Origin of the sequence: Nostoc sp., from assembly GCF_035638895.1 — a bacterium.
GTDB lineage: Bacteria > Cyanobacteriota > Cyanobacteriia > Cyanobacteriales > Nostocaceae > Nostoc.
In genome coordinates this window covers 1-2,024 of sequence record NZ_DASQZC010000515.1, presented here as the reverse complement: position 1 = coordinate 2,024, position 2,024 = coordinate 1, and the positions used below count along the sequence as shown (strand labels likewise).

Sequence of the window (2,024 nt, the reverse complement as noted above, 5' to 3'; positions counted from 1 at the left end):
ACCAAAGACTTCAGCAAAGGACTGTGCTATGTAAAAACGCACTTCTTCGCAGGTGATACCTGGAATCCATTCGGCTAAACTGCCTACAGGTTTATCAGAAATACCGCAGGGTACAATGCGCTCAAAGCCTGTCATGTCTGGACAAACATTTAATGCAAAGCCGTGCATGGTAATCCAACGACTGACTTTAATACCAATAGCCGCAACTTTTCGCCCTTGTAACCAAACGCCAGTAAAAGCCGGAATTCTTTCTCCCTGCAACCCATAAACTGCCAATACGCGAATTATTACTTCTTCGAGTTCGCGTAAATACCAATGGAGGTCTTTACGATAACGTTGCAGATTTAAAATTGGATATCCCACCAATTGACCGGGACAATGGTAAGTAACCTCGCCGCCCCGTTCAACTTTATGCACATCATATTGACCTTTGTCAATATCAAATTTGATAAAATCTGAGTTGCTTCCTTGCCCCAGAGTGTAGACGGGTGGATGTTCTAGCAAAATTAACACGTCGTCTAGACTGGGATTATTGATACGCTCAGTCAGGAGCGATCGCTGCCATCCATGAGCTTCCAAGTAAGGCATTAATCCTTGGTTATATAGCAAACAACGATTTTTCTGTGGTTCCATACTATGGATTATGCCAAAAATCAACTGCATTCATGGCGAAATATATTTCAAACTAGAGGATTGGAGTCAAACAATGTCAAGATTTGCAAAGGATTTTAAAGGAAAGTCAAGGGAACATGCATTAGAAAATACAAAGTGCTAGCTTGAATATACAACCTCAATAATAGGTTTTTAGGAGGAATTCTCTGCAATAAGCATCATGCTAAGACGATAAAGACGAATGTACTGGCTGATGACTTTCATAACATTAGTTTACATTTCAAACAGAATCAAATTTCCACAAAGACTTGTATTATTGAACAACAGCAAGCAAAATTCAACCGAACACAGAAGGAGCAACTATCAACAGTTCTGTAAGCGTTGTTTTAACACAGAAGACAATTACAGGAGCTAATGCTAAATTTTCCTCACCAAAGAATTCTAGGTGGATATCCAATTGGATATCAGCGCAGAGATGAGGAGGAACAAGGGTATAATGAGCGATAACCCAGGTGCAATAAGCTTAGACAAAGCTTACCAGCAGTACATAGATAGAGTTCACAATTTGTTTTGGCGGGAGTAATAAACCTTACCGCAATTTCTTTTCATACAAAGCAAATTCACACATTAAATATTCAGTGGGAGAGTTTACATGAAGCTTGTCATCCACGGCAAAAATATTGAAATCACCGATGCGATTCGGGAATATGTACATCAAAAGATTGAAAAAGCAGTTAGTCACTTTCAGAGCCTTACAAATGAAGTGGATGTGCATCTTAGCGTAGCCCGTAATCCTCGAATTAATACAAGACAAGCGGCTGAAGTAACTATTTACGCTAATGGTAGCGTTATCCGTGCCGAGGAAAGTAGCGAAAACCTCTATGCCAGCATTGACTTAGTTGCAGATAAAATTGCCCGTCAACTGCGGAAATACAAAGAACGGCGTCAAGACCATAAAACTCAGCCCCCACCAGAAGAAGTAGTTGTTGTAGAATCGGTAGTTAAAGATTTAATTGGCGATCGCACCCCCGAATTACCCAACGAAGTCGTTCGCACCAAATATTTTTCCATGCCGCCGATGACTCTTGCAGAAGCCCTAGAACAACTACAACTCGTAGGGCATGACTTTTATATGTTCCGCAATTCTGAAACTGGAGAGATTAATGTAATTTACGAACGCAACCACGGCGGTTATGGCGTGATCCATCCCCGTAATGCTAACGGTAGTACTAACGGCAAGAATGGTAAAGCAACCCACGCCAATATTGTCATGCCGGAAAAGTTGCATTCGAGTAAATAGGGAGTGGGGAGATGAGGGAGATAGGGGAGAAATAACTCCTAATATCATGTCCGCATAATTAGTTATGCTAACCACAGTCATTACACCCCACCCCCAACCCCTCCCCGCAAGC

Annotated in this window: 2 protein-coding genes; one reads left to right on the top strand and one right to left on the bottom strand. The window is 41.6% G+C overall.

Annotated features, from left to right (window positions below; genetic code table 11):
* Positions 1–645, bottom strand: a 645-nt coding sequence (lipB, locus tag VE944_RS25795; protein WP_324983859.1) for a lipoyl(octanoyl) transferase LipB, incomplete at its 3' end; no start/stop codon positions are given.
* A 619-nt stretch (positions 646–1,264) separates the two neighbouring features.
* On the opposite strand from lipB, the gene hpf reads away from it, so the two are divergent.
* The gene (hpf, locus tag VE944_RS25790) at positions 1,265–1,912 is read left to right on the top strand and encodes a ribosome hibernation-promoting factor, HPF/YfiA family (protein WP_324983856.1); all 648 of its coding nucleotides are present in this window, start codon (positions 1,265–1,267) and stop codon (positions 1,910–1,912) included.
* Positions 1,913–2,024 lie beyond the last annotated feature (112 nt).